This is a genomic window from Pseudomonas spartinae, assembly GCF_965197125.1.
Classification (GTDB): Bacteria; Pseudomonadota; Gammaproteobacteria; order Pseudomonadales; family Pseudomonadaceae; genus Aquipseudomonas; species Aquipseudomonas composti_A.
This window is the reverse complement of sequence record NZ_CBDAMB010000003.1, coordinates 57375-84303: the sequence shown is the minus strand read 5'-3', so window position 1 is coordinate 84303 and position 26929 is coordinate 57375. Positions and strand designations below refer to the sequence as shown.

The following is a 26929-nucleotide window of genomic DNA, read 5'->3' as shown; positions in this document are numbered from 1 at the left end:
CACTTATCTGCACAGGGAGGCCCGGATGGCCGAAATAAAGGAAGTCATCGTCAGTCGCGCCGCCATCGCCGGGCACCCGCTGCACCCGATGATGATCCACTTTCCCGTCGCCGCACTGCTTGGCCTGGTTGCAACGGATATCGCCTACCTGCTGCTGGCCGATCCGTTCTGGGCCCGCGCCAGTCTCTGGCTGGCGGGTGTCGGCGCTTTCGGTGGCTGGATCGCCAGTCTGGCCGGGCTGGTCGACTTGCTCACGGTCAGCAGCATTCGGCGCAAGATCACCGCCTGGTGCCACGCCATCATCGCGGTGATGATGCTGTCGCTGGCATCGCTGAACTGGCTGCTGCGCTATGCCGGGCCGGAGCAGGGCATGGAGCGCTGGGGGTTGTACCTGTCGCTGCTCACGGCCGCGTTGATCGGTCTGGCGGCTTATCTCGGTGGACGCCTGGTGTACGAGCATGGCGTAGGCGTCGACACCCGCTGAAGCGTCCGGCTCCGGTTTGCCAGCTACTGGGGGGTAGAGAGAGCAGGGCAGGCCGGGCATGTTCAGGCGGTCTCCGTGGTCAGAATGGCTTGGCTAGCACCAGCCAGAGCGTGGCGCCGATCGATGCGCTCAACAGCAGGCCGATCAGTAGGCAGTCGCGCCGCAGCGCGGCTTCAGCGATGCGTTCGCGGCGCAGAATCAGTACGCCGCACAGCGCGTGGCAGAGCACCATCGCCGCGACGGTGGTGAGCTTGACGATCAACCAGGGGGCGAATATCGACTCACGTAGAAACAGCGCCGTGCCTGAGCCGATGGCCAGCAAGGCAGCCGGGGTAGCGAGCAGGTTGAACACCGTGCGCGTGAGCTGGGGGTGGTCGCGATAGAACCCGTCATCGCTGCTGCGCGCGCTGGCGGCAATCATCGCCGGCAGGTACAGCAGTGCACCGCACCAGCCGATCAGCGCCATGAAATGCAGCAGTTTGAGCAGTGGCATCGATGCTCTCCCGTGCGTCCGTTCGTTCCGAGCACGTGGCCCTGGTGGGCAGGCCACGACGTTGTGACTGCCTGGCTGGATGTGAGTTCGGCTGCTCAGCCGAGTAAGCCGCTGTCGCCTCCCGAATGAAAAAAGAACGAACCGCCGCAAATGAGGAGAAGGGCGACGCTGCGGCGATCCGGGGAAGCAAGAGGCGCGCTCGATTTGTCACCGATGCCCGGCACGCTCCCCTGGTAGAAGAGTTCGCGACTCGCCCTGCGTTCAAGCTTTTTGTCAGGACGATGACAAGCGCCATAGCCTGACTGCCGACAGGAATATTCCCTGAACGATCAGCGCAGCCTGCACGTCGGAAACCCTGTACGCCCCATGACGGGACATACCATCAAGCAATGGCCGCTAACTCGGCCTGGAGGCAATTCATGGCTCTCACAGACGATCGCAAAGATCTGGTACACACCCTCAACAAGCTGATCGAAACCTGCAAGGACGGCGAGGCGGGCTTCAAGGTGTGCGCCGAAGACGTCAAACGACCCGACATGAAGCAGCTTTTCTCGCAACGTTCGCGGCAATGCGCCGACGCCGCGGAAGAACTGCAACGGGCTGTACTGGAGCTTGGTGGCGAGCCCGAGGACAGCACCAGCACCGGCGCCGACCTGCACCGCCGCTGGGTCGACCTGCACCGCCGCTGGGTCGACCTGAAATCACTGGTTACCGGCAAGGACGAAGAGGCGATTCTCAACGAAGCCGAGCGTGGTGAAGATGTGGCCAAGGAGCGCTACAGCGAAGCCCTGACCCAGAACCTGCCACCGCAAGTTCGCAGTCTGGTCGAGCGCCAGTACCAGGGTGTGTTGCGTAATCACAATGAAGTCAGGGCAATGCGTGACGCAGCACGCGCCAAGAGCTGATTCCATCTACCGGGTGCCGCGGACGCCGCGCGCCCCCGGTGTGATTGCCACGCATAGAAGAGCCATGGGGGAGGCGTCTGCATGCCAACCTTGGACAAGACCATCACTCAGCTCAACCACCTTCTGATGAGCTGTCACGATGCTCGCCTGAGTTATCGGCGACTGGCTGGCAGAGCGAGCACATCCGAGCAGCAGCGTCTTTTCAACGAACGCGAACAGCAATGCTCGGCGTTGATCGACTGCTTGCACGCGCAGATCCTGACCTACGGCGGCCGCCCAGCGCAGCACCTGAGCCTGCTGGACGCTCTGCGCCATGGCTGGAGAAGTTTTACTGTCTTGCTGCTGCCAGAGCTTGGGCGAACACGCATACGGGCTGCCTTGCGTAACGAGCAACGGATACGCCATGGCGTCGAGCAGGTGTTCGCAGAGCAGTTGTCGCCACGGTTTCGTCAGCAGTTGCAGGAACACATCAGCCTCAGCGTCGACTTCGAAAGCCGTGTCAGGGCGAAGCTGGAAATGTAGAGGAGGGCGCCTGTCAGGTTTTACGCCGTGTCTCGGCATTGACCGCGTTATGCCTTAAAATAGCCGGTTGCCGAAAGAACCGTCATGGCCATAGCCATGAAGGGCTTTCATCCTTACAGATAAGTACGGTGAAGATGAACAAGCCTTTCATTTCGCTGTGCCCAGAAATTACTCGGGCACATGCACTGACACTGATGGATTGGTTGGAGGATGAGCGCGTGACTCGCTATCTGAGCGATTCGCGCGATGTCTGCCGATCCATCGAGCAAGCCATCGATCGCACGCAATTGCCGATCCTGACCCATCTATTCAACCGGGGCGGCCGTTTTTTCATGGCCTACGACCGGTATGACGCCCCTGTGGGCTTTGTTCGCCTGATCAAGACCGGCTCAGATTGCGAGATAGTCCTGGCCATCGGAGACAGCGACAAATGGGGGCGAAACCTTGGTGCAGGCACGATCCGCGAAGGCATGAAGCTGGCCTTCCTCGACATGCGGGCCGGGAAACTCATCGCCAAGATCCACCCGGACAACAAGCGCTCGCTGAAAGCGTTTCTGCGCAGCGGCTTTCTGCTCGAGAGCGAAACACCGACCTTGAAAACATTTTCCATGACGTCGGGGCGCTATCTGCAGTGCTTGCGTGAAGATGCCATTGGCGACTCAGGTGGGATCTACATCACTGAAGTCGACAAGGCCCGGCTAGAGAGCCTGATCGCGCTCGAGGAAGGTCCGGCCGTTGTTGAACTCGAGCATGAGCTTGAGCGGGCCATTGTCGTCAAACCGGATCAGGTGGCGTGCAATGTCGTCACGATGAACTCCAGAGCCTTGCTGCAGCTGGACGACGAAGAGATCGAGGTGGCCTTGGTCTATCCAGAAGATGCTGACAGCAGCGCCGGCAAGTATTCGGTGTGTTCCGACATCGGCGCGGCCATCCTCGGTTATCAGGAGGGAGACGCCATCGACTGGCGGATTTCTGAGCGGACCCGCCGAATTGAAATCCGGAAAGTGCTTTACCAGCCGGAGGCAGCGGGTGATTTCCACCTGTGATTGCCTAGCGCTCGCTCATCAGGCACGCAGGCCCCGATAGAACGGGGCCTCGATCTGGATTCTCAAGCAGCGCCCTAAAGACGATTGGCCTTGGACCGTTGATGCTGACACCCGATCAAGAAGGGGCATCTGACTCAATACGCTATTTAACATAATATACATTATGCGAACTATTACTTAGGCTGCCGTCAGGTGCTCGGTCCAGGTTTTTCGCATTTTGACGAACGGACGTTGCCGAAGCGCATTTCCTTTGATGGCGAGTAACCATAGAACTCTGTGTAGCACTTGCTGAAATGACTCGATGAGACGAACCCGCAAGCCAGTGACACATCGAGGATCGGCAGATCGGAATGCTGCAGCAGCCGGCGTCCTTCAGTCAGGCGCAGCTCCAGGTAATAGCGCACCGGCGTGGTCGTCATCTGATCCTGGAACAGCCGCTCGATCTGCCGCCTGGAACGCCCGACATACTGGGCGATCTGGGTCAGGCTCAGGGGCTCTTCAATGTTGGCGCACATCAGCTGCACCACATTGCGCAGCGGCTCGCTCATCTTGTCGTGCAGTGCCGGGCGTGCGCGACGGTAGCGCGACTCTTCGAAGGCCAGGATATCGACGATGCCATCGGCCAGTTCCCGGCCATGCCGCTTGCGGATCCATTCCATCACCATATGAAATGCACCGCTGGGACTGGCGGCCGTCAGCCGGTTGCCATCGACCATGTAGCTCTCGCTGGTCACCTGGCTGTTTCTGGCGACCTCCGCCAGTACGGCGCGATTCTCCGGATGGATCGCACATTTATAGCCATCCAGTAGCCCGGCCTGCCCAAGAAACCAGGCGCCGTTCCAGAGCCCAGCCAGCTCTACGAACTGCTTGTTCGCGCCATGCAGCAAGGCGCTCAGTGCTGGCGAGGCCTTCAGCGGCGTACGCAGACCGCCGCAGATCACCAGCAGATCCATGTCCGCCATGTGCGACAACTGAATTTGTGCGCCAGGACAGATCACCAAGCCCAGGTCGCTGGTTACCGATTCGCCCGTCAGGCTGAATGACTCGGTAATGAAGCAGCCAGGGCTGATCAGGTTGGCCGTGACCATGGTGTCGAGCGCCTGGGTGTAAGCCGGCAAGGAAAAATGCTCGAGCAACAGAAAACCTACCCGGGCCTGTTTGACCGGCTGCTTCTTGTCATCTACGAAACGCAGGTTCTTCCCCTGCATGGCTTCGCTGAAACTACGTTTGGGTAACAATTTCAAGGCGTCCATCCGAGCCAGCCCTTGTTTGCGTTGTTATCAGAGTTGGCATGTTCACCAAACTTGCCAATGGCGTTATCGCGTAAGCGCCCTCTCCTCGCTGTATCTGAATTTTCCCCGATAGCCGCGCGCTCGGTAAAACGCAACTCTTTCAGCGCCATGGCCCTGAAGGTGCGTCGCAACCGAACGACTCAATGTCGCTTGCGGGTGCATTGAAAACGACGTCCCGAGCTTACTGTTCCTGCATCTCCAGCCGCAAGGAACCCGCCACACCGCCACTGCAACCTCAACAAAACCAAGAACTCAAGGTGCAATACTTATGACTCGGAACAACAATCCTGTGCGCCTGATGCGCGTACTTTTGACAGGTGGAGCACTGATCGCCCTGCTGGTGGGCTCCGGCTTCACCACGGGTCAGGAGATCATGCAGTACTTCGTGGCATACGGTTATCGTGGCGTCGCCAGCGTTGCGCTAATGCTGTTGCTGTTCATCTATGTCAACTTCAGCTTCGTAAGTGCCGGCTATGAGCAGCAGTTCAGCGAGCCTAAAAGTATTTATCAATATTACTGCGGCAAACTGCTCGGCAGTTTTTTCGACTATTTCTCAGTCGTTTTCCTGTTCATGTCCTTCTGGGTAATGATCGCCGGCGCAGGCGCCGCGCTACATCAGCAGTTCGGCTGGCCGAACTGGATCGGTGGCGTGGCAATGGGCAGTCTTGCCCTGGTGACGCTGCTGCTGGGCTTCAAGCGGCTGGTGGAAATCATCGGTTTGATAGGCCCGCTGCTGAGTGTTCTGGCAATCGTCATTGGCATCGTCAGCTATGCAATGGCGCCTGACGGGCTGCAAAACTATGCGGAGCAACTGGAACCACTGGTGACTGATCGCACCGTCCTGCAGGCCAGCAGCAACTGGTTCATTGCCTGCGCGTCCTATGTCGGTTTTTGCATGATGTGGCTGGCGGCGTTCATGACCAATCTGGGCAAATCGGCCTCCAGCAGAAAAGAAGCCCGCTGGGGTGCGACGCTGGGCGCGGTAATGTTCAGCCTGGCGGTACTGGCCATGATGCTGGGCCTGGCGGCCCATCTCGATGACGTGGCCGGTACGCAGATTCCCACGCTGGCGTTGATCGCCAAGCTTCACCCGACACTGGCGTTGGGCTTTGCACTCATCGTGTTCGTTGCCATCTTCACCACTGCAGCGCCACTGCTGTGGGCGCCGGTAAAGCGCTTTGCTCCGGACGAAAACAGTCAGCGTCACCGCATCCTGCTGGTAGTGCTGGCAGTAATCGGTACCCTGGTTGGCCTGACCATCCCCTTCGATCGCCTGATCAATATCGTCTACGTGATCAACGGCTATGTGGGCTTTGCCCTGCTCTTCCTGATGCTTGCCAAGGACATTCGCACGCGGCTATTCAAGTCGGAGGCTGCTACGGTCTTGCATCCCTGACGGCCAAGGGTCATGTCCATCAAATAGAGGGCCGCACTGGGTTACCCGTGCGGCCCTCTATTACCTGTAGCGTCCATGCATCGCATGGCGTTGAGCATGGACCGCAGCAGGCCCGATGCCAGCCACTTGACCAGGGTCACTCGCACGCACAATACTGTATCTATATACAGTATATGGTCGTTACCCCATGTCATCCGTGGTTGCGCTTGACCGATTGATCGACGCTCGCCGTGTGTGGCGAGGCCAGGCCGTTTCATCGCCATCCAGCGCCAATGTCTCAACTGGACACCCTTTTCTCGATGCCGCATTGCCTGGAGGCGGCTGGCCTACGGCTGCGCTCAGTGAAATTCTCACGAGTGCGCCAGGCATCGGTGATGCTGAGCTTGCTGTGGCCGACCCTTGCAAGCCTCAGTAGCGCGGGGGAGCGGGTCGTGCTCGTCTCCCCTCCTCACCTGCCCTATCCCCAGGCCTGGATTCAGGCCGGCGTCGACTTGCGCCACCTGAGCATCATCCAGGCCAATGGCCGCGATGCCTTGTGGGCTGCCGAGCAATGTTTGCGCTCGGGGAGTTGCGGGGCGGTGCTGTGCTGGTTGCGTCAGGCCGATGACCGTTCGCTGAGACGCCTGCAAGTGGCCGCTGGCACTGGGCAAACCCTGGCTTTTGCCTATCGGCCACAGACGGAGGCCGCCAATCCCTCGCCGGCCGCTCTGCGTCTGGTGCTCGAAGGTCAGCCTGCGCAGCTGCGGGTGATCAAGTGCAGGGGCGGTTTTCCGCCTGCGCAGCCGCTTGCGTTTGCCTGGCACTGAGCCGGCCATGCTCTGGGCTTGCATCCTGTTGCCGCAGCTGGCCATGGACGGTGTGCAGCGGCAGCGCGCCAACCCTGATGAGCCACTGGTGTTACTGAGCGGCTCGCCGCAACGGCGCGTACTGCAAGCAGTCAACCCGCCAGCCCGAGCTCTGGGGCTGAAACCCGGGCAGTCACTGACAGCGGCGCAGGCGCTCACGCACGGGTTCGCAACAGCGCCGTATGATCTTGCGGCCATCGAACACTGGCAGCAATTTCTGGCCGCCTGGGCCTACGGCTTCAGTGCCCAGGTCAGTCTCCATTATCCGCGCTGCTTGTTGCTGGAAGTGCAATCGAGCCTGGGCCTGTTCGGCCCCTGGCCGCGCTTTCAGGCGCGTCTGCGCAGCGAGCTGTCGGCACTGGCTTTCCAGCACCGCATTGCCGTCGCGCCGAATCCGGCTGCTGCGCGGGTGCTGGTCAATATCGGCGATGGCCTGATGGCAAGCGATGAACAGACGCTCAAGCAGATGCTCGATCCCTTGCCAGTGGACCGACTCGGGCTTTCTGCCTCGGTAACCACTGCCTTCAATCGCATGGGGCTCAGGCAACTGCGCCAGCTGCTGGCTTTGCCGCGCGACAGCCTGGCCAAGCGCTTTCCTGCCGAGGTACTGCGCCACCTCGATACCCTGCTTGGCCAGCGCCCACTGGCGCTGGATTTCTATACGCCTGCGGATGTATTCGATGCCCGTATCGAGCTGAATTTCGAGGTGGAGTCGCATCAGGCGCTGCTGTTCCCACTGCGCCGCCTGACAGCCGATCTGGCGGCTTACCTGGCCGGTCGTGACAGTGGCGTTCAGCGCTTTGCTTTGCACCTGGAACACCGCACGGGGGGCGATACCCAGGTGCAGGTGGGCTTGCTCAGCGCCGAGCGTGATCCAGGCATGCTGTTCGAGCTGACCCGCGGCCGTCTGCAGCATCAGCAGCTAGCGGCGCCGGTGCTGGCCGTGCGCCTGGTGGCGCGTGAATTGCCAGTCTTCGCGCCGCAACACCAGCAACTGTTCGATGAGCGCCCGCAGCAGAACCAGCCCTGGGAGCAGTTACGCGAACGGTTGCGCGCTCGCCTGGGTGATGGCGCCCTGCATGGCCTTGGAGCCAGAGCGGATCATCGCCCCGAATATGCCTGGCAGAACGAACCGATCAGCCCCTTGCTGCCACCCTGCAGTGCGCGTCCCGGCTGGCTGTTGAGCGAACCCCAGCCACTGCGTGAAAGCTCGCTACGCATCCTCTGCGGCCCGGAACGCATCGAGTCCGGCTGGTGGGATGGCGGGGATGTGCGCCGCGACTACTACGTGGTGCAAACCCGTGCCGGCCAGCGCGGCTGGGCCTACCGAACGGTTGGCAGTGACGGTCCGTTGCTGTTGCACGGGTGGTTCGCGTGAGCGATTACGCCGAACTCCACTGCCTGTCGAATTTCAGCTTTCAGCGTGGCGCTTCCAGTGCCCAGGAGTTGTTCGAGCGGGCGGCCCTGCTGGGTTATCGGGCCCTGGCGATCACGGATGAATGCACGCTTGCAGGCATCGTGCGCGCCTGGGAGGCCTCGAAGAAGAGCGGCGTAAAGCTGATCGTGGGCAGTGAGGTGCTGATCGAAAATGGCCCGAAGCTGGTGCTGCTGGCCGAGAATCTGAAGGGCTATCAGGCGCTATGCAGGCTGATCACCCGGGCAAGACGCCGAGCGGCAAAGGGCGCCTACCGCTTGTTGCATGAAGACTTCGTTGCGCCGCTCGAGGGGCTGCTGGGCATCTGGCTCAGCCATGGCGATAGCAGCGCCCTGCCCTGGCTTCGTTCGTTATTGCCGGGGCGCCTGTGGCTGGGCGTGGAGTTGCATCGCGGCGCGGACGATGCCGCGTGCCTGCAGCGCCTGCTCGATCTGGCCGACGCTCACGGTTTGCCGGCCGTGGCCTGTGGCGATGTGCACATGCATGCCCGTGGCCGCCGCGCCTTGCAGGATTGCATGACCGCTATCGGCCATCATCTGCCCGTGGCCGAGGCCGGTGCCTATCTGTTCGCCAATGGCGAACGCCATCTGCGCCGACGCGAAGAATTGACCGAGCTGTATCCGCCGCAGCTGCTCGCGCAAACACTATGCATCGCCGAGCGCTGCAGCTTCGATTTCGCGCACTTGGACTACCACTACCCGCACGAGCTGGTACCGGCAGGTCATGACGCCACGTCCTGGCTGCGGCATCTGGTGGAACGTGGTGCCGGCGAGCGCTGGCCCAAGGGCGTGCCGCCCGCTGCCCGCACTCAGATCAAGCACGAACTGGCGCTGATCGCCGAGCTGCAATACGAAAGCTACTTTCTGACCGTGCATGACATCGTCCGCTTCGCCCGCGAGCAGCATATTCTCTGTCAGGGCCGGGGTTCGGCGGCCAACTCCAGCGTCTGCTTCGCGCTCGGCATCACCGAGCTGGACCCTACGCACAGCCGGCTGTTGTTCGAGCGTTTTCTCTCCCGCGAGCGCAACGAGCCACCGGATATCGACGTCGATTTCGAGCATGAGCGCCGAGAAGAAGTCATCCAGTACGTGTTTCGCCGCTACGGGCGAACGCGTGCAGCGCTCACGGCGGTGGTCAACACCTACCACGGCGCCGGGGCGATACGCGACGTCGCCAAGGCCCTCGGCCTGCCGCCGGATCAGGTCAATGCGCTGGCTGATTGCTGTGGTCGCTGGAGCAGCGGTCCGCCCTCGCCCGAGCGTCTGCAGGAAGCGGGATTCGATCTGCAAAATCCACTGCTCCGGCGCGTGCTGATACTGACCGGTGAGCTCATCGGTTTTCCCCGGCACCTGTCACAACATCCCGGCGGCTTCGTCATCTCCGAGCATGCGCTCGATACGCTGGTGCCGGTGGAGAACGCGAGCATGGCCGAACGCACCGTGATTCAGTGGGACAAGGACGATCTGGACAGGGTCGGGCTGCTCAAGGTCGACGTGCTGGCCCTGGGCATGCTCAGCGCGCTGCGCCGCTGTTTCGCCTTGGTCGAACGCTATCGCGGCAAGCGGTGGACGCTGGCCACCCTGCCCCAGGAAGACCCGGACACCTACGCCATGATCAGCCGCGCGGACACCATCGGCGCGTTCCAGATCGAGTCGCGCGCGCAGATGGCGATGCTGCCGCGTCTGCGCCCCAATAAGTTCTACGACTTGGTGATCCAGGTGGCCATCGTTCGTCCGGGGCCGATCCAGGGCGACATGGTGCATCCCTACCTGCGCCGGCGAAACGGCGAAGAAGCCATCGACTACCCCAGCGCGGAACTCGAACCGGTCTTCGAGCGCACCCTCGGTGTGCCGCTGTTCCAGGAACAGGTGATGGAACTGGCCATCGTCGCCGCCGACTACACCCCAGGCGAAGCGGATGAACTGCGCCGCAGCATGGCCGCCTGGAAACGCCATGGCGGCCTTGAGCCTCATCGGCAGCGGCTCACCTCGCGCATGCTGGAAAAGGGCTACACGCAGGCATTCACCGAGCGGATCTTCCGTCAGATCGAGGGCTTCGGCAGTTACGGTTTTCCCGAGTCGCATGCCGCCAGCTTCGCCCTGCTCGCCTACGCCAGCTGCTGGCTCAAGTGTCATGAGCCCGCGGCCTACGCCTGCGCCCTGGTCAACAGCTGGCCGATGGGCTTCTATAGCCCCGATCAGGTGCTGCAGGACGCGCGGCGGCATGACGTCGAGGTACGTCCCGTGGATGTCCGCTACAGCGACTGGGACTGCAGCCTGGAGTCCAATGAACAGGGCGAGCCGGCCATCCGCCTGGGGCTGAGAATGATCCGCGGCCTGCGCGAGGCCGATGCACGTCGTATAGAACAGGCGCGCCAGTCAGGTGAATTTCACGATGTCGAAGACCTCAGTCGGCGCGCACGCCTGGACGCCTCGGCGCGTGAGCGGCTGGCCGATGCCGGCGCACTTGGGGCTCTGGTTGGCCACCGCTACCAGGCGCGCTGGGCGGTGGCCGGCGTCGAGGAGCAGTTGCCGCTGTTCGCCGGCGTGTCTGCGCCGAGTGAAGCCTGCCTGAGCCTGTCTGCACCCTCGCAGGGGGAAGATCTGCTGACCGACTATGCCACGCTTGGCACTACTCTCGGCCCGCATCCGCTGGCCATGCTGCGCGAGGCATTGCGCGCCGAGCGCTGCCGCAGTTCCCATGATTTGCTGGCGGTCGAGCATGGCCGGCCGGTCAGCATCGCCGGCCTGGTGATCGGCCGGCAAAGGCCGCAAACCGCCAGCGGCGTCATATTCGTCACGCTCGAAGATGAGTTCGGCCTGGTCAATGTGGTTGTCTGGCACGACCTGGCCGAGCGGCAACGACGGACCCTGGTGCAGTCGCAGATGCTGCGCGTCGATGGTCATCTGGAAACGGTCGAAGGTGTGCGCCACGTGATTGCCGGGCGCCTGACGGATCTGACGAGCATGCTGACCGGTCTGGATATCCGCAGCCGCGACTTTCATTGAGCATCTGGCCGCCTGCGCGATGCCATGGTGAAGACGAAAAAAAGGCCGCACTGGATCACCAGGCGGCCACAAGTCGTCTTAACCAAAGGAGATGAAGTGGAGCCAGAGCGTCGGCCTCCGTGAGTGATACAAAGGCCGCCGCTCGGAAGTCTTCATCGGGGTAAAGCCTATCGTCCTTCGCCCTGATCAGCGCATCGAAGTCGTCGATAGTGATCATCGATCAGCTTGAATAGTGCATCTGCATGCCGGGTGATAACTCTATGCGCGCCCCTCTGGGCCGGGCCTTACCTCGATGTGAGGCGCGTTTAGAACAGCACACCAACACCGGGAGCCCCCATGCACAAGAAGCACTGTCTCGCGCTGGCTTGCAGCCTCGCGCTGGGTGGGCAGTTGGCTCATGCCAGCAGCCAGTCCGAAGCCAATGGTTTCGTCGAAGACGCCAACCTCAATCTGTTGCTGCGCAACGCCTACTTCAACCGTGATTACAAAGACCACACCAACGACGCCAAGACCTGGGGTCAGGGTTTCATCGCCACTTTCGAGTCCGGCTTCACCCAGGGCACCGTCGGTTTCGGCGTCGATGCCTTCGGCCTGCTCGGGGTCAAGCTCGACAGCGGCCGCGGACGTAACTATCGCGCCTTCTTCGACACCGACAGCGAAGGCCGTCCGGTGGACGATCTGTCCCAGGCCGGCGGCGCGGTGAAACTGCGTGTTTCCAATACCGTGATCAAGTACGGCAATCAGTTCCCTTCCCTGCCGGTTCTGGCCCATGACGACAGCCGCCTGTTGCCGCAATCCTTCACCGGTACGCTGGTGACCAGCAACGAGATCGAAGGGCTCGAACTGAACGCCGGCCGTTTCACCGCGGACAGCCCGATGGGCGATTCGGCACGCGATCCCAACCGACTCAAGAGCATCGACGTGCTCGGCGGCAGCTACGCCGTGAGCGATGATCTGAGCCTGGCGGTGTATCACTCCGACCTCGAGGACATGTACAAACGCTACTACGCCAACATCAACTACAACCTGGCGCTGGCGGCTGAGCAGGCGCTCAATTTCGACTTCAACATCTACCGCACCAAGTACGACACCGGCTCGGTGGCCGCCGTGGATCTCGGCGGTGATGGCCAGGGCGATCGCAACACCATCTGGAGCCTGGCGGCCAAGTACAGCATCGGCGCCCATGCCTTCATCGTCGCGCATCAGCGCAACAGCGGCGATGCCGGCTTTGCCTATGACTATGGCGACGGCGGCTCGAGTATCTACCTGGCCAACTCCTATTACTCGGACTTCAACCTGAAGGACGAGCGCTCCTGGCAGGCCAGCTACGAGCTGGACTTCGCCGAGTACGGCGTGCCGGGTCTGCGCTACAAGTTCGCCTACGTACGCGGTGACAACATCGATACCGGCAACGACAACAACGGCACCGAACGCGAGATCTTCAACCAGATCGGCTACACCATCCAGAGTGGTGCGGCCAAGGATCTGCATGTTCGCCTGCGCAACTCCATCTACCGCTCCAGCACCGACGTCGGGCCGGATCTCAACGAGATCCGCGCCTTCGTCGAGTACCCGCTGAGCATCCTCTGATGCTCTCCGCCCCGGCTTCGCCCGGGGCGGCTCTCAGCTGCGCAGCGCCTGCGCGACGGCCTTGGCTGCCGCCTCGATGGCGCCTTCCTCGTAGGGCGCAAAGCCCATCACCAGGCCTGGACCACGAGGGCTGACGCAGTAGCGCGACAGCGGTATGGCATCGATACCGGCCGCCTGAAAACGGGCAAAAGCCTCCTGCTCGTTCTCCACCTGCAAACGGCAGGCGATATCCATCCCCGCGCGAATTTCCGGCACCTCGATCAACCCTCGCCAATGCCTGTGCGCCGCCTCGGCGAAGGCATCGGCACGCGCTGCGTAGAGCTTGCGCATGCGCCGCACGTGACGGTCGAAGTGGCCCTCATGGATGAAGTCGGCGAGTACGGCCTGCGCCAGGCTGTTGGCATGGCGCGACATCAGCGCCGAAACGCGGGTGAAGCTCTCGACCAATTGCGGCGGCATGACCAGGTAGGCCAGGCGAATCGAGGGAAACAGCAGCTTGCTGAAGGTGCCTGCCATGATCACCGAGTGCTCGGCGCCTGACATCGAGCGCAGGGCCGGAATCGGCTTGGCGATGAAACGGTACTCGCTGTCGTAGTCGTCCTCGAAGATGTAGCTGCCCTGCTCCGCTGCCCACTTCAGCAAGGCGAGACGGCGCGCTGGCGACAGCTCGCCGCCCAACGGTGCCTGCCGTGACGGCGTGACGTAAGCCAGCCGAGCACCTGGCGCCAGGCGTATGCCCTCGTCCACATCGAGGCCGGAGCGGTCTACTGGCACGTCCACGCGTGTCACGCCAGAGATATCCATCAACTGCCGTGCGCCGGGGTAGCCGGGGTCTTCCATCCATACCTGAGAATCACCCGGGGCCAACAGACGCAGGCAGATATCCAGCCCCTGCTGCACGCTGCCGAGCACCAGGATGCGCTCGGGCGAAACCTGTACGCCACGTGCGATGGCCAGATAACCGGCAATGGCCTCGCGCAACCCCGGCAACCCCACCGGATCGGCGTCGAGCAGCATGTTCAGGCGCGAGCTGCGCAGCTGCTGCGTGTGCAGCTTGCGCCACAGATCGATGGGAAAGGCGTTGATATCACCACGATGAGGAAAGAACGCGCGCAGACCACTCGGCAATGTGTGCCGGGAGAAAATGGGTTCGATCTGCGCCAGACGTTTCAGCCATGGCGTATCGGGCGCCGCGCGCTTGTCCTCGATCGCCGCCACCACCTTGCGCCGGACGTACCCTGCATTCAGCGTCGGGTCCGGCAATACCTCGCTGACACGTGTACCGCTGCCGGTACGCGCTTGCAGATAACCCTCGGAAAGCAGTTGCTGATAGGCCGCCTGCACCGTGCCGCGCGCCAGGCTGTAGTACTCGGCCATGGCGCGGGTGCTGGGCAATTTGCTGCCAGCCGGCAGGCGCCCGCCCAGAATCGCGCTGCGCAACGAGTCATACAGCCACTCCTGCAGGCTAGTCCCCTCCTCCGGTGTTCCCAGCGGTAGAAAGACCACGTGTGGCAGGGCTTTTTCGACGGGCATGGATGCTCCAAAGTGGACCACTTATTTGTGCAGATATTGGATCAATACCTTGATCCAAAACAACCACACAATCGAACCCGTAGTCAGCCAACACCTTTATCTTCAACTACGGGAATCAACCCTATGAAACAGCAGATCCTGATCATCGGCGCCGGTTTCGGCGGCATGTGGAGTGCGCTGAGCGCCGTTCGCCTGCTGGACCAGCACCAACGCCTGGATGTCACGGTCACCCTGCTCGCCCCGCAAGCCGAACTGCGCGTGCGCCCGCGCTTCTACGAAAGCGACCTGAGCACCTGCGTTGCGCCACTCGGCCCGCTGTTCGAAGCAGTCGGCGTGCAATTCGTGCAAGGCAGCGCGACACGCATCGACGCCGCAGGCAAGCGGGTCATCTACCGTGACGCAAACGGCGCACAGGCCGAGCTGCTTTTCGACCGCCTGATTCTGGCCTCTGGCAGCCAGGTTGCCAGGCCTCCTCTGGCCGGTATCGACCGCTTCGCCTTCGATGTCGACAGCCTGGAGTCGGCGCAGCAACTCGAAGCCCATCTACAGGGCCTGCGCGACAAGCCGGCCAGCCAGGCGCGTAACACCGTCGTGGTGGTCGGCGGTGGTTTTACCGGTATCGAAACCGCCACGGAAATGCCGGCGCGGTTGCGCGCTATCCTGGGTGACCAGGCCGACGTGCGGGTGATCGTCGTCGACATGGGTGATCAGGTCGGCAGCGTCATGGGTGAGCAGATCGCCTCGATAATCGCTGAAGCGAGCGACGACCTGGGGGTAACCTGGAAACTCGGCAGCCCGGTGTCGATGGTCGACGAACATGGAGTGCGGCTGGATAACGGCGAGCGCATCGAAGCCGGCACCGTGGTCTGGACCGTGGGCGTGAAAGCTTCGCCGCTGACCCAGCAAGTCGATGGTGAGCGCGATGCCTTCGGGCGCCTGCACGTCGACCGCAATCTCAAGGTGCTGGGCCAGGACGCCATCTACGCCACCGGTGATACCGCTTATGCCGCAGTGGACGATCTGGGCAACCACGCACTGATGACCTGCCAGCACGCCATTGCCCTCGGCCGCTCCTCCGGCAACAACGCGGCAGCCGATCTGCTCGGTGTCGAGCCGATTCCCTACAGCCAGCCCAAGTACGTCACCTGCCTGGATCTGGGCGCCTGGGGCGCGGTGTTCACCGAAGGCTGGGAACGCAAGGTGGTGCTGACCGGCAAGCCTGGCAAAGAACTCAAGATGCAGATCAACACCCAGTGGATCTACCCGCCGCAAGCCAAACGCGACGTCGCCCTGGCGGCTGCCGACCCGCTGATCCCCGTCGTCGCCTGAGCGGGCACCCCGCCCCAGGGTTTATTGCCCTGGGCGCGGGTCAATCCTGGTAGATCTGCACCTGCAGCTTCGCAGGTGGGTCCTCGCCCTCTGCGCGCAGCCATTCACCTGGCGGTTGCCCGACATGCTGAGCAAAGGTGCGCGAGAACGACGCCTGCGATGCGTAACCCACCGCATCGGCGACCACCTTGATCGGCATGCCCTCACACAGCAGGTCCTGCGCGACCTTCATGCGCCAGGCCGTCACATAGGCCATGGGCGTCATGCTCATGACTTCGGAAAACAGCGCAGCGAACTTGGTGCGCGACATCTTCGCCAGCTCGGCCAGGCGCTCGACGCTCCAGGCCTGCTGAGGCTCCTGATGGATGCAGATCAAGGCTGGCCCAAGCTGGCTGTCCTGCAAGGCATAGAGCAGACCGCTGGTGATGCGCTCTTCGCTCACTGCGCGACGCACCAGCAGGACGAACACATATTCGAACAACAGATTCAGTGCCTTGCTGCGCCCTGGTGCCGGTGTGCGAAATTCGTTGACCAGGGAACCGATCACAGGCCCCAGCTGCTCCAGGGCACTCAACGGGAACACCAGTGTTTCCAGCAGTCCCAGAGGAAAGGGCTGCTGCCCCGAGCGCCCGAACTGAAAGGAAGCGCAGATCAGATCCACACCGCCAGGCTGGTGCGCGCGCAACTTGTAGCAACAGGTGCTTGGACAGAACAGCACGCTGGGTTCACTGATCGCAATGCGCGGCTTGTCGGCGTGCACCATATCCAGTGCGCCGCGCTCGATCACGTGGATGAATGCCATGCCAGGGGGTCTGTCCAGCACCAACGTACCGTCTACCGGGCCGGCGAATAACAGTCGCCCCTGCAGGCTCGTGCGCTCGAAGAACTCGGAAAGAACATCCATATTGGAAACGTCCGGATAAAGATTCTCTATGGGGATGACTGCTCGACAGGTCGCAACGCAACGGTTGCACTGTCGTAGATTGATAGACAATCCAGCCCATAAAAATTCCAAACGGCCTTAACCAAAGATGGAGAGTCTCCACGGTTCGTTTCTCAGTCCGTTGCCCCTTCTTCCCCGGGAAATGGCTCAATCAGCGCCGGCAAGCACGGCTCAAATCAGCCCATAAGAGCGGCCTTTGCCGTCCTCTTGAGCCTGCATATCCGCACGGTCCTTCATGCGCTGAGCGATCTCCTGCTCGACAGCCTGCTGCTGCTCGGGCGACATGTCTTCGATGTCCTCTTCGGTCAGCCCCATCTCATTGAGGATGCCGTGACGAATCTTCTCCGCCGGTGTCATCGCCATGTAAGCCATGAACTCCGCCAATGCGGCGTCACCGCTATCCTCGCCCTTCGGCTCTTCCACTGCCCCCGAACTGACGGCAGCTTCCACCTTGCCTTCGGACCCGTTCTGCAACTCCACACGCAAGCGGGCAAAGCCCTCATCCGTGGCTTGTCTGGCGCGAAACTCGCGTTCGGACTCGGCGTTTGCCGAGCGCGTGGTCTTCTCCACGTTGCGCGCCAGTTGGGCAAACTCGCCTTGCTCTTCACTCTGCTTGTTGCGCAATCCGCTCAGCGATAGACCGCCGTAACTGCCAACGCCTCCAATGGTGCTCATGTCGTGCTCCTTGACTGAATTGCAATTGCCAGGCGCACTGATACAAAGCGCATGCCAGCTCAAACGGCGCGCTTAATTCATTGAAAGTATTGGGTTTTATTTTTGATCGAGAGAAAGCCTGGCAAGCCCTTGCCGTTTGCCGGCAAGGGCTTGCAGGGAGCGCTTCAGTCTTGTCCGCTCATTTGCCGAAAGGCGTCGAGCAGTGCCTGGCTGAGATCGACCGAGGAGAACTTGGTCAGTACCGCATTGGCGCCGACTGCACGCGCCTTCTCGGTATTCATGGTGCTGTCCAGCGAGGTATGCAGCAGCACGTAGGTAGCAGCGATATCGGAGCTGCGGCGGATTTCCTGAACCAGGGTGTAGCCGTCCATCTCCGGCATCTCGATATCCGAAACCAGCAGCTCGAACGGCATGCCGGCCTGCTGATACTCATGAAGCTGTTCCAGCGCTGCCTGGGCACTGCGCACTGCCGTGCAGTCGAGCCCTAGTTGGCGCAAGACATTGAGGGTCTGTTGCAGTGCGACTTGCGAATCATCGACCAGCAGCACGCGACGCCCCTGCAGCAGGCGGCCATCCTGACCGTCGAGCAGTTGCCCGACCGGCGCTTCTTCGAGTGCTGGAGCGATGTCATGCAATACCTTCTCGATATCGAGAATCTGCACGATGGCACCATCGATCTGAGTCACGCCGGTGATGAAGGCACGACTGCCGGATCCGGCAGGCGGTGGACGCACATCGCGGGTTGAGCATTGCACGATGCGCTCGACGCCCTTCACATGCAGGCCCTGACGCGAGCGGCTCACCTCGGTGACGATCAGACAACCGTCATCCTCGTCAGCCGCACCTTGCTCGCCGATGGCGCGCGCCAGATCGATCACCGTCACCGCAGCACCGCGCAGGCTGGCGATGCCGCGCACATTGGGGTGGCGGCTGGGCAGTTTGGTCAACGCAGGACAGGGAATGATCTCGTTGACCTTGAGCAGGTTGATGCCCAGCAAACGGCCGCTATGCAAACGAAACAACAACAGCGATAGCGCGTCACCGATGACCATAGTCATGAAACTGTCCTTGAACTAACGGTAAACCTACCGGGTATAGCGACCATCTGACCGCGGACTTTAATCCGCAGCCAGTTTCAGGGCCACTCGCCCACGGTTCGGGCAGGTTTCCATGTAACGATGCGCTTCGATGAAGTTTTCGAAGTCGAACACCTTGTCGATCACCGGCGTCAGCAAGCGGTCGGCGGTCATCTGATTGATGTGCGTGATGGCACGCTGCACGGCCTCGTTGTTCGGCTCGATGCCAAGCTCCGGGCAACCGGTGAAATCCAGCACGCAGTGGCGGAAGAACTGCAGGTGCTTCTTGAACGCTGCACAGGCAGGGAAGGCCGTGTCGTTGCCACCGTTGATCCCGTACAGAATCAGCTTGCCGCGCGGCGCGGCGATATCGCCCAGCAGTTTCATCTGCGGGCCGGCACACTGGTCGAGAATCACTTCGACGCCCTTGCCTTCGGTGTAACGCTCAACCTCCAGGACCAGGTCCTGCTCTTCGGTCGCAATCACCTTGTCGGCCCCCAGGCCACGCAGGAACTCGCGATCCTCCGCCGAGCTGGTGGAGACGATGACCTTGGCGCCCAGTGCCTTGGCCAGCTGCACGGTCTGCGGCGCCATGCAGTGACTGGCCTCGGTGATCAGCACGTGCTGGCCGGGCTTGAGGTGCGCCAGCTCGATCAGCGCCAGGTAGCCGAACAGCAGGCTGGTGTAATGGACGCTGGCCTCGACCGGGCTGAGCACATCGGGGTAACGCGTCAGGGCGTGGCTGGGCATCAGCACCAGATCGCCCCAGGTCGGGTAACGGTTCGGCGTGCTGGCCGGGAAGCCGGCAACGGCGGTGCCTACGTCGAAGTCGCTGACACCATCGCCCAATACGGCCACGGTGCCGGCCAGTTCGAAACCGGTACCAGCCGGGAGCTTGGCCTGCTCGGGCGCCAGGTTCTGTCGCCACAGTACGTCTTTCCAGCCCAGGCCCACGGCCTGAACGCGCACCAGCACCTCACCAGGGCCGGGCACGGGCGTCGGAACCTCTTCGTACTGGAGCACTTCGGCATCGCCGAACTTATGAAAACGGATCATGCGGGACATCGCTTACCTCGAGCTTGATCGCGGATTAACACTTCAATGACTGTGGACTCTATCCGCTGTTCGGCGGCGACACTATCAGACTCTATCGATAGTCTTCATGCCTGTCAGTGATTCGGCAGCTTTCAATCCGCTGCACACTGCCCGTACTATTGCCCAGGCAAAGGCTCTCATTTGCAGCGCCGTGCTGACAAGGCCCGTATCCCTCGAATGGTACCCGGATGAACCGCAACGACCTGCGTCGCCTCGACCTGAACCTGCTGATCGTTTTCGAGACCTTGATGCACGAGCGCAGCGTCACCCGGGCCGCAGAGAAGCTGTTCCTGGGCCAGCCGGCCATCAGTGCCGCCCTCGCCCGCCTGCGCACCCTGTTCGACGATCCGTTGTTCGTGCGCACCGGCCGCAGCATGGAGCCGACCCCGCGCGCGCAGGAAATCTATGCCCTGCTCTCGCCAGCGCTGGACTCCATCTCCACCGCCGTCAGCCGCGCCGCCGATTTCGATCCTGCCACCAGCAAGGCGGTGTTTCGCATCGGCCTCTCCGATGATGTCGAGTTCGCCCTGCTGCCTGCGCTGCTTCGCCGTCTGCGTGCCGAAGCCCCTGGTGTGGTGCTGGTGATTCGTCGTACCAACTACCTGATGATGCCCGGCCTGCTGGCCTCCGGCGAAATTTCCGTGGGTGTGGCCTACACCGAGGAACTGCCGGCCAATGCCAAGCGCAAGGTTCTGCGCCGCAGCAAGGCCAAGCTGCTGCGCGCCGATACCGTGCCCGGTGCGCTGAGCCTCGATGACTACTGCGCCCGCCCCCATGCGCTGGTGTCCTTCGCCGGCGACCTGACGGGCTTCATCGATGATGAACTGGCCAAGCTCGGCCGCGAGCGCCATGTGGTGCTGGCCGTGCCGCAGTTCAACGGCCTGGCGACCCTGTTGGCAGAGACCGACATCGTCGCCAGCGTGCCTGACTACACCGCCGCCGCTCTGACTGCCGCAGGCGGCTTGCGCGCCGAAGACCTGCCTATCCAGGCCCAGACCTTCGAGCTGCACATGGCCTGGCGCGGCGCCCAGGACAACGACCCGGCCGAGCGCTGGTTACGCTCGCGCATTCAGATGTTCTGTGGCGACCCCGATAGCCTGTAAAACATCCGGAAACGCACCAGCGAAGTGCCGCCAGGAACCTTTGCGCACTGTCATAGCTCTAAATTGATTCAACTCTATCTTTTATCATTCCCGATGATATTCAAATTCATGGCGTTCGATTCGTAGCCCTACGAGACTCGCCGCAGACTCCGCCCATCCACAAATCCGACTGGCGGAGTCACCCATGGAACAGCAGCACAAGAACATCTGGATATTCCCTCTGGCCCTCGCCGGCGCCCTCGCACTCAGCGGTTGCGATCAGGCCGCGCAGACCCAGGCGCAAATGCCGCCGCCCAAGGTCAGCGTCGCCGAAGTGATCGAACAGCCGATCAATGAGTGGGACGAATTCACCGGCCGCCTGGAAGCCCCACAGTCCGTCGAAATCCGTCCGCGCGTCTCCGGTTACATCGACAAAGTCGCCTTCGACGAAGGCACTCTGGTGAAGAAAGGCGATCTGCTGTTCCAGATCGATCCGCGCCCCTTCCAGGCCGAAGTCAAACGTCTCGAAGCACAGTTGCAGCAGGCCCGCGCCAACCAGGCCCGTGCCGCCAGCGAAGCGCGCCGCGGCGAACGTCTGCGCCAGAGCAACGCCATCTCCGCCGAACTGGCCGATGCTCGCGCCAGTGCCGCCACCGAAGCTCAGGCTCAGGTCGCAGCGATTGCCGCCGAACTGGAGAACGCTCGTCTGAACCTCGGATTCACCCGCATCACCTCTCCCATCGACGGCCGTGTCAGCCGCGCCGAAATCACTCGGGGCAACCTGGTCAGCGCGGGTGAAAGCCTGCTGACTTCGGTGGTGTCCACCGACAAGGTCTATGCCTATTTCGATGCCGACGAGCGCGCCTTCCTCAAGTACACCGAACTGGCCCGTGAAGCCGGCACCGACGCCCGTGGCGCCAGCCCTGTCTACCTTGGCCTGTCCGATGAGACCGATCACCCGCACCTGGGCCAGCTCGACTTTCTCGACAATCAGGTCAACCCGCGCACCGGCACCATCCGTGGTCGTGCGGTGTTCGACAATCAGGATGGCCGCTTCACCCCGGGTCTTTACGCTCGCCTGAAGCTGGTGGGCAGCAAGTCCTACGCAGCCACCCTGATCAAGGACGAAGCGGTCGGCACCGATCTCGGCAAGAAGTACGTGCTGGTACTGGGCGATGACAACGCCGTGTCCTATCGCTCCATCGAGCTGGGGCCGAAGCTGGAGGGGCTGCGCATCGTGCGTAGCGGCCTGAGCAAGGGCGAGAAGATCGTCGTCAATGGCCTGCAGCGCGCCATGCCTGGCTCTACCGTCGACCCGCAGTCGGTGTCCATGGCCGATGACAACACCCTTGAGCACCTGGCTCGCATGCGCCAAGCCGTTGATGGCAGCCAGACTCCGCGTATCGCCGCCGAAAAAATCGACGCTCGCTCGCCGCGCGGCTGATCAAGCCTGCGCCTTGAGGACAGACCCATGAATTTCTCGCAATTCTTCATCCAGCGGCCGATCTTCGCCGCTGTGCTATCGCTGCTGATCCTGATCAGCGGTGCCATCTCGCTGTTCCAGCTGCCGATCAGCGAATACCCGGAAGTGGTGCCGCCGACCGTGGTGGTACGCGCCAACTTCCCCGGCGCCAACCCCAAGGTGATCGGTGAAACCGTGGCCTCGCCGTTGGAGCAGGCCATCGTCGGCGTGGAAGGCATGCTCTACATGTCGTCGCAGTCGACCAACGACGGCAAGCTGACCCTGACCGTGACCTTCGCTCTGGGCACCGACCTGGACAACGCCCAGGTGCAGGTACAGAACCGCGTGACCCGTACCATGCCGACCCTGCCTACCGAGGTGCAGCGTCTTGGCGTGACCGTGGACAAGGCCTCCCCCGACCTGACCATGGTGGTGCACCTGACCTCGCCGGACAATCGCTACGACATGCTCTACCTGTCCAACTACGCCGCGCTCAACGTCAAGGACGAGCTGGCGCGTCTGCCGGGCGTGGGCGACGTGCAGCTGTTCGGCATGGGCAACTACTCGCTGCGTGTCTGGCTCGATCCGAACAAGGTGGCCTCGCGTGGGCTGACCGCCACCGATGTGGTCAACGCCATCCGTGAGCAGAACCGTCAGGTCGCCGCCGGTGCTCTCGGCGCGCCGCCTTCCGATGCCGGCAACAGCTTCCAGTTGTCGATCAACACCCAGGGCCGTCTGGTCACGGAGGAAGAGTTCGAGAACATCATCATCCGCGCCGGCGAAGACGGCGAGATCACTCACCTGCGTGACATCGCCCGCATCGAACTCGGCTCCAACCAGTATGCCCTGCGCTCGCTGCTGAACAATCAGCCGGCCGTGGCCATCCCGGTATTCCAGCGCCCAGGCTCCAACGCCATCGAGATCTCCAACGAGGTACGGGCGCGCATGGCCGAGTTGAAGCAAAGCTTCCCGCAAGGCATGGATTACGAGATCGTCTACGACCCGACCATCTTCGTCCGTGGCTCCATCGAGGCGGTGGTGCACACCCTGCTCGAAGCCATCGTGCTGGTGGTGCTGGTGGTGATTCTGTTCCTGCAGACCTGGCGCGCCTCCATCATCCCGCTGGCCGCCGTGCCGGTGTCGCTGATCGGCACCTTTGCGGTAATGCACCTGTTCGGCTTCTCGCTCAACGCCCTGTCGCTGTTCGGCCTGGTGCTGGCCATCGGTATCGTGGTGGACGACGCCATCGTCGTGGTGGAGAACGTCGAGCGCAACATCGCTCTGGGCAAGTCACCGGTCGAAGCCACGCGCCAGGCCATGAAAGAAGTGACCGGTCCCATCGTCGCCACCGCGCTGGTGCTGTGCGCGGTGTTCGTGCCGACGGCATTCATCTCCGGCCTCACCGGGCAGTTCTATCAGCAGTTCGCGCTGACCATCGCCATCTCCACGGTGATCTCGGCGATCAACTCGCTGACCCTTTCACCGGCACTGGCTGCCGTGCTGCTCAAGGATCACCACGCGCCCAAGGACGGTTTCTCGCGGCTGCTCGACAAACTGTTCGGCGGCTGGCTGTTCGGCCCGTTCAACCGCGTGTTCGACCGCGCCAGCCATGGCTACGTCGGCACCGTACGCCGCGTGCTGCGTGGCAGCAGCATCGCCATGCTGGTCTATGGCGGCCTGCTGGTGCTCGGCTACCTGGGCTTCTCCAGCACCCCGGCCGGTTTCGTGCCACAGCAGGACAAGCAGTACCTGGTGGCCTTCGCCCAGTTGCCCGATGCCGCCACACTCGACCGTACCGAGACGGTGATCAAGCGCATGAGCGAGATCGCCGCCAAATACCCAGGCGTGGAAAACACCGTGTCCTTCCCAGGCCTGTCGATCAACGGATTCACCAATAGCCCGAACAGCGGCATCGTCTTCGTCACCCTCAAGGACTTCGACCAGCGCAAGGACAAAAGCCTGTCGGCCGGCGCCATCGCGGCCGCACTCAACGGCCAGTTCAGCGAGATCCAGGACGCTTATATCGCCATCTTCCCGCCGCCGCCTGTGCAGGGCCTGGGTACCATTGGCGGCTTCCGTCTGCAGATTCAGGATCGCGGCAACCTGGGCTATGAGGAGCTGTATCTGCAGACCCAGAACATCTTGGGCAAGGCCCGTCAGTTGCCGGAGCTGAACCCGATGTCGGTGTTCACCAGCTATCAGGTCAACGTGCCGCAGGTCGATGCTGCCATCGACCGCGAGAAGGCCAAGACCCACGGCGTGGCCATCAGCGACATCTTCGACACCCTGCAGGTGTACCTGGGCTCGCTGTATGCCAACGACTTCAACCGCTTTGGCCGCACCTATCAGGTCAACGTCCAGGCTGACCAGCAGTTCCGTCTGGAGCCGGAGCAGATCGGCCAGCTCAAGGTACGCAACAACCGTGGCGAGATGGTGCCGCTGTCGACCTTCGTCAAGGTCGAGGACAGCTCAGGCCCGGATCGGGTGATGCACTACAACGGTTTCCTCACCGCCGAAATCAACGGTGCCGCCGCGCCGGGCTACAGCTCCGGTCAGGCCGAAGCCGCCATCGCCAAACTACTGGAACAGGAACTGCCCAACGGCATGACCTACGAGTGGACGGACCTGACCTACCAGCAGATCCTCGCCGGCAACACCGCCGTGTTCATCTTCCCGCTTTGCGTGCTGTTGGCCTTCCTGGTGCTGGCTGCCCAGTACGAGAGCTGGAGTCTGCCGCTGGCGGTGATCCTGATCGTCCCGACCGTGCTGCTCTCGGCCATCACCGGGGTGATCCTGGCCGGTAGCGACAACAACATCTTCACTCAGATCGGCCTGATCGTACTGGTGGGCCTGGCGTGCAAGAACGCCATCCTCATCGTCGAGTTCGCCAAGGAGAAACAGGAAGAAGGCCTCGACCGCGTCGCTGCGGTGCTGGAAGCCTGCCGCCTGCGTCTGCGTCCGATCCTGATGACCTCGATCGCCTTCATCATGGGCGTGGTGCCGCTGGTGCTGAGCTCCGGTGCCGGTGCTGAAATGCGCCATGCCATGGGCGTGGCGGTGTTCTCCGGGATGATCGGCGTGACCTTCTTCGGCCTGCTGCTGACGCCGGTGTTCTATGTCCTGATCCGCGCCTTCGTCGAGAAACGCGAAGCCCGCAAAGCCGCCCGCCTGCAGGAGGTGCACGCATGAAAGCCTTTGCCCCCGCTCTCCTGACCCTGGCACTGTCGGCCTGCGCCGTCGGCCCGGATTACCGAGCACCCGTGACCGATCCTGCGCGCATTGCCGCGATGGAAGCGGCCAATTACGACCGCAGTCGCTTCGAAGCCGCCTGGTGGCAGCAGTTCGACGACCCGACGCTGAATCAGTTGGTGCAGCGCTCATTGCAGAACAACCGTGAACTGCGCGTGGCTTTCAACCGCCTGCGCGCGGCGCGTTCGATTCGCGATGACGTGGCCAACGACCGTTTCCCCACTGTCACCAGCCGTGCCAGTGGCGAATTCGGCAAGGCGCAGCAGCCGCCGACCACGGACGAGCGGGTTCGTCAGGAACGCTACGACCTTGGCCTGGACATGGCCTGGGAGGTGGATCTGTTCGGCCGTATCCAGCGTCAACTGGAGGCCAGCGAAGCACGCATCGAACTGGCCGAGGCCGACTACTACCAGCTGCAGGTCAGCCTGATCGCCGAGCTGGTCGACGCCTACGGCACCCTGCGCGGCGCACAACTGCGCGAAAGCATCGCCCGCGAGAACCTGAAGAACCAGCAGGCCTCGCGCGCCATCACCGAGCAATTGCGTGACGCCGGCGTCGGTAACGAACTGGATGTGCTGCGCGCCGATGCACGCCTCGCCGCCACCGAAGCCAGTCTGCCGCAACTGCAGGCGCAGCAGGTGCGCGCGCAGAATCGCATCGCCACGCTGCTTGGCCAGCGGCCGGAGCAGTTGCAGGTGGATCTGGCGCCCAAGCCACTGCCGGTGATCGCCAAAGCGCTACCGATTGGCAACCCGGCCGAACTGCTACGCCGCCGCCCGGATATCCAGGCGGCCGAGCGCCAGCTGGCGGCGGCCACGGCGCAAGTGGGCGTGGCCACGGCGGACCTGTTTCCGCGTGTCAGTCTCTCCGGGTTCCTTGGCTTCACCGCTGGGCGCGGCTCGCAACTGGGCGCATCGGCTGCTCGCGCCTGGGGCGTGGCGCCGAGCATCACCTGGGCGGCTTTCGACCTGGGCAGCGTTCGCGCTCGTCTGCGCGGCGCCGAAGCCGAAGCCGACGGCGCCCTGGCGCAGTACGAGCAACAGGTACTGCTGGCGCTGGAGGAGTCGGAAAATGCCTTCAGCGACTACGCCAAACGCCAGCAACGCCTGGTGGCGCTGGTGCGCCAGGCCGAAGCCAGCCGTGCAGCGGCTGACCAGGCCGCGATCCGCTACCGAGAAGGCACGGTGGATTTCCTCGTGCTGCTCGATGCCGAGCGTGAGCGCCTGGCCGCCGAAGACGCCCAGGCCTCGGCGGAAGTCGAGCTCTACAGCGGAATCGTGGCGATCTACAAGGCGCTCGGCGGCGGCTGGCAGCCGCCGGCTTGAGCCCTCCCCTTCGATTGGCAGCTGCTTCCAATCGAAGGGGACGTATACATGTACGTTGTTCGAATCACTGCCTGGCTGGCAGCCCTGACCAGCCAGGCAGCAGTCATCAAGACTGCGGCATGGCGAGATAAGCAATCAAACTTT

Annotated in this window: 19 protein-coding genes and 2 pseudogenes; 14 read left to right on the top strand and 7 right to left on the bottom strand. The window is 62.5% G+C overall.

The window, feature by feature from the left end:
• Positions 1–25 precede the first annotated feature (25 nt).
• Positions 26–484: a DUF2231 domain-containing protein gene (locus ACN8M7_RS07735; RefSeq protein ID WP_061239395.1), complete on the top strand. Its 459-nt coding sequence runs from the start codon at positions 26–28 to the stop codon at positions 482–484.
• 79 nt (positions 485–563) lie between these two features.
• Here ACN8M7_RS07735 and ACN8M7_RS07730 read toward each other — a convergent pair whose 3' ends face one another.
• Entirely contained in the window at positions 564–977 is a 414-nt protein-coding gene (locus ACN8M7_RS07730) for a CopD family protein (RefSeq protein WP_490260364.1), read from the bottom strand.
• A gap of 419 nt (positions 978–1396) precedes the next feature.
• Here ACN8M7_RS07730 and ACN8M7_RS07725 point away from each other — a divergent pair, with 419 nt between their 5' ends.
• The 3 genes and pseudogenes from ACN8M7_RS07725 (at position 1397) to ACN8M7_RS07715 (ending at position 3450) form a co-directional block, all read left to right on the top strand.
• Entirely contained in the window at positions 1397–1882 is a 486-nt protein-coding gene (locus tag ACN8M7_RS07725) for a ferritin-like domain-containing protein (RefSeq protein ID WP_490260363.1), read from the top strand.
• 81 nt (positions 1883–1963) lie between these two features.
• Entirely contained in the window at positions 1964–2404 is a 441-nt protein-coding gene (locus ACN8M7_RS07720) for a DUF2383 domain-containing protein (protein ID WP_490260362.1), read from the top strand.
• Between the two features lie 84 nt (positions 2405–2488).
• Positions 2489–3450 (top strand): annotated as a pseudogene (locus ACN8M7_RS07715) (bifunctional GNAT family N-acetyltransferase/nucleoside diphosphate kinase regulator).
• Positions 3451–3638: 188 nt separating this feature from the next.
• Here the strand turns inward: ACN8M7_RS07715 and ACN8M7_RS07710 are convergent.
• The gene (locus ACN8M7_RS07710) at positions 3639–4703 is read right to left on the bottom strand and encodes a GlxA family transcriptional regulator (protein ID WP_490260361.1); all 1065 of its coding nucleotides are present in this window, start codon (positions 4701–4703) and stop codon (positions 3639–3641) included.
• A 337-nt stretch (positions 4704–5040) separates the two neighbouring features.
• Between ACN8M7_RS07710 and ACN8M7_RS07705 the strand changes: the two genes are divergently transcribed.
• The 5 genes and pseudogenes from ACN8M7_RS07705 (at position 5041) to ACN8M7_RS07685 (ending at position 13016) form a co-directional block, all read left to right on the top strand.
• On the top strand, positions 5041–6138 hold the full coding sequence (locus ACN8M7_RS07705; protein WP_061239588.1) for a YkvI family membrane protein: 1098 nt from the start codon (positions 5041–5043) through the stop codon (positions 6136–6138).
• A 187-nt stretch (positions 6139–6325) separates the two neighbouring features.
• Positions 6326–6944, top strand: a pseudogene (imuA, locus tag ACN8M7_RS07700) (translesion DNA synthesis-associated protein ImuA).
• A gap of 7 nt (positions 6945–6951) precedes the next feature.
• A complete protein-coding gene (locus ACN8M7_RS07695) occupies positions 6952–8361 on the top strand; it encodes a Y-family DNA polymerase (RefSeq protein WP_490260360.1) in 1410 nt (469 codons plus the stop codon).
• Positions 8358–11426 (top strand): error-prone DNA polymerase, encoded by a 3069-nt coding sequence (locus tag ACN8M7_RS07690; protein ID WP_490260359.1) that lies wholly within the window; start codon positions 8358–8360, stop codon positions 11424–11426. Before ACN8M7_RS07695 ends, ACN8M7_RS07690 begins: the two co-directional genes overlap by 4 nt.
• Before the next feature lie 336 nt (positions 11427–11762).
• Positions 11763–13016, top strand: a complete 1254-nt coding sequence (locus tag ACN8M7_RS07685) for an OprD family porin (RefSeq protein ID WP_490260358.1) — start codon at positions 11763–11765, stop codon at positions 13014–13016.
• A 33-nt stretch (positions 13017–13049) separates the two neighbouring features.
• Here ACN8M7_RS07685 and pdxR read toward each other — a convergent pair whose 3' ends face one another.
• Positions 13050–14549, bottom strand: a complete 1500-nt coding sequence (gene pdxR / locus ACN8M7_RS07680; protein WP_490260357.1) for a MocR-like pyridoxine biosynthesis transcription factor PdxR — start codon at positions 14547–14549, stop codon at positions 13050–13052.
• A 123-nt stretch (positions 14550–14672) separates the two neighbouring features.
• Here pdxR and ACN8M7_RS07675 point away from each other — a divergent pair, with 123 nt between their 5' ends.
• Positions 14673–15878: an NAD(P)/FAD-dependent oxidoreductase gene (locus ACN8M7_RS07675; protein WP_490260356.1), complete on the top strand. Its 1206-nt coding sequence runs from the start codon at positions 14673–14675 to the stop codon at positions 15876–15878.
• 40 nt (positions 15879–15918) lie between these two features.
• On the opposite strand, the gene ACN8M7_RS07670 is transcribed toward ACN8M7_RS07675, so the two are convergent.
• The 4 genes from ACN8M7_RS07670 to ACN8M7_RS07655 all read right to left on the bottom strand — a co-directional run bounded on the left by ACN8M7_RS07670 (position 15919) and on the right by ACN8M7_RS07655 (position 19637).
• Positions 15919–16782 (bottom strand): helix-turn-helix transcriptional regulator, encoded by an 864-nt coding sequence (locus tag ACN8M7_RS07670; RefSeq protein ID WP_061239432.1) that lies wholly within the window; start codon positions 16780–16782, stop codon positions 15919–15921.
• 210 nt (positions 16783–16992) lie between these two features.
• Positions 16993–17496: a hypothetical protein gene (locus tag ACN8M7_RS07665; protein WP_490260355.1), complete on the bottom strand. Its 504-nt coding sequence runs from the start codon at positions 17494–17496 to the stop codon at positions 16993–16995.
• 164 nt (positions 17497–17660) lie between these two features.
• Positions 17661–18554, bottom strand: a complete 894-nt coding sequence (locus ACN8M7_RS07660) for a chemotaxis protein CheV (protein WP_490260354.1) — start codon at positions 18552–18554, stop codon at positions 17661–17663.
• A gap of 60 nt (positions 18555–18614) precedes the next feature.
• Positions 18615–19637: a zinc-dependent alcohol dehydrogenase family protein gene (locus ACN8M7_RS07655; protein ID WP_490260353.1), complete on the bottom strand. Its 1023-nt coding sequence runs from the start codon at positions 19635–19637 to the stop codon at positions 18615–18617.
• A 218-nt stretch (positions 19638–19855) separates the two neighbouring features.
• On the opposite strand from ACN8M7_RS07655, the gene ACN8M7_RS07650 reads away from it, so the two are divergent.
• From ACN8M7_RS07650 to ACN8M7_RS07635, 4 genes are all read left to right on the top strand, one after another.
• Positions 19856–20770 (top strand): LysR substrate-binding domain-containing protein, encoded by a 915-nt coding sequence (locus ACN8M7_RS07650; RefSeq protein ID WP_490260352.1) that lies wholly within the window; start codon positions 19856–19858, stop codon positions 20768–20770.
• 184 nt (positions 20771–20954) lie between these two features.
• Positions 20955–22193, top strand: coding sequence for a multidrug efflux RND transporter periplasmic adaptor subunit MexE (mexE, locus tag ACN8M7_RS07645; RefSeq protein WP_490260351.1), 1239 nt, complete (start codon positions 20955–20957; stop codon positions 22191–22193).
• A 27-nt stretch (positions 22194–22220) separates the two neighbouring features.
• The gene (locus ACN8M7_RS07640) at positions 22221–25400 is read left to right on the top strand and encodes an efflux RND transporter permease subunit (protein ID WP_490260350.1); all 3180 of its coding nucleotides are present in this window, start codon (positions 22221–22223) and stop codon (positions 25398–25400) included.
• Entirely contained in the window at positions 25397–26785 is a 1389-nt protein-coding gene (locus ACN8M7_RS07635; protein WP_490260349.1) for an efflux transporter outer membrane subunit, read from the top strand. Before ACN8M7_RS07640 ends, ACN8M7_RS07635 begins: the two co-directional genes overlap by 4 nt.
• Positions 26786–26929 lie beyond the last annotated feature (144 nt).

Coding starts and splice junctions, on each gene's coding strand:
- ACN8M7_RS07640 (WP_490260350.1), top strand. CDS start 22,221: ATGAATTTCTCGCAATTCTTCATCCAGCGGCCGATCTTCGCCGCTGTG.
- ACN8M7_RS07670 (WP_061239432.1), bottom strand. CDS start 16,782: ATGGATGTTCTTTCCGAGTTCTTCGAGCGCACGAGCCTGCAGGGGCGA.
- ACN8M7_RS07705 (WP_061239588.1), top strand. CDS start 5,041: ATGCGCGTACTTTTGACAGGTGGAGCACTGATCGCCCTGCTGGTGGGC.
- ACN8M7_RS07685 (WP_490260358.1), top strand. CDS start 11,763: ATGCACAAGAAGCACTGTCTCGCGCTGGCTTGCAGCCTCGCGCTGGGT.
- ACN8M7_RS07635 (WP_490260349.1), top strand. CDS start 25,397: ATGAAAGCCTTTGCCCCCGCTCTCCTGACCCTGGCACTGTCGGCCTGC.
- ACN8M7_RS07660 (WP_490260354.1), bottom strand. CDS start 18,554: ATGACTATGGTCATCGGTGACGCGCTATCGCTGTTGTTGTTTCGTTTG.
- ACN8M7_RS07720 (WP_490260362.1), top strand. CDS start 1,964: ATGCCAACCTTGGACAAGACCATCACTCAGCTCAACCACCTTCTGATG.
- ACN8M7_RS07730 (WP_490260364.1), bottom strand. CDS start 977: ATGCCACTGCTCAAACTGCTGCATTTCATGGCGCTGATCGGCTGGTGC.
- ACN8M7_RS07710 (WP_490260361.1), bottom strand. CDS start 4,703: ATGGACGCCTTGAAATTGTTACCCAAACGTAGTTTCAGCGAAGCCATG.
- pdxR (WP_490260357.1), bottom strand. CDS start 14,549: ATGCCCGTCGAAAAAGCCCTGCCACACGTGGTCTTTCTACCGCTGGGA.
- mexE (WP_490260351.1), top strand. CDS start 20,955: ATGGAACAGCAGCACAAGAACATCTGGATATTCCCTCTGGCCCTCGCC.
- ACN8M7_RS07735 (WP_061239395.1), top strand. CDS start 26: ATGGCCGAAATAAAGGAAGTCATCGTCAGTCGCGCCGCCATCGCCGGG.
- ACN8M7_RS07695 (WP_490260360.1), top strand. CDS start 6,952: ATGCTCTGGGCTTGCATCCTGTTGCCGCAGCTGGCCATGGACGGTGTG.
- ACN8M7_RS07650 (WP_490260352.1), top strand. CDS start 19,856: ATGAACCGCAACGACCTGCGTCGCCTCGACCTGAACCTGCTGATCGTT.
- ACN8M7_RS07655 (WP_490260353.1), bottom strand. CDS start 19,637: ATGTCCCGCATGATCCGTTTTCATAAGTTCGGCGATGCCGAAGTGCTC.
- ACN8M7_RS07725 (WP_490260363.1), top strand. CDS start 1,397: ATGGCTCTCACAGACGATCGCAAAGATCTGGTACACACCCTCAACAAG.
- ACN8M7_RS07675 (WP_490260356.1), top strand. CDS start 14,673: ATGAAACAGCAGATCCTGATCATCGGCGCCGGTTTCGGCGGCATGTGG.
- ACN8M7_RS07665 (WP_490260355.1), bottom strand. CDS start 17,496: ATGAGCACCATTGGAGGCGTTGGCAGTTACGGCGGTCTATCGCTGAGC.